Below are 282 nucleotides of genomic sequence, written 5' to 3'. Positions count from 1 at the left end.
CAAGGTAGCGCTCAAATTGACGGGTGAAATTCGTCTGTCCGGGGAAGTTTGAACCATCGCCAACCCAGATCGTCAGGGCCTTGGACCCGATTTCACGTCACAAGGCGATACAGGCGATGTTATGGTCAACGGCTTGTTGACGGGTGGCAGCATCGGTGTGCGAAAGCGAACCAAACTTATAGCTATGCTGTTGATTTTCCTGATCATGAAAGGTGTTGGAATTCATTGCGTCGAACGTCAGGCCAACTTCCTCGGCTTTGCTATTGAGGTCTGCCGCGGGCT

Annotated in this window: 1 pseudogene; it reads right to left on the bottom strand. The window is 52.1% G+C overall.

Annotation, left to right across the window (positions count from 1 at the left end):
* Positions 1–282, bottom strand: a pseudogene (locus AB9F29_RS22470) (sugar isomerase); the annotation flags it as partial.

The sequence above is a fragment of the Falsihalocynthiibacter sp. S25ZX9 genome (genome assembly GCF_041205405.1).
GTDB classification, from domain to species: Bacteria; Pseudomonadota; Alphaproteobacteria; order Rhodobacterales; family Rhodobacteraceae; genus Falsihalocynthiibacter; species Falsihalocynthiibacter arcticus.
The sequence above is the reverse complement of the archived record's forward strand: the minus strand, read 5'-3'. Positions and strand labels throughout refer to the sequence as shown.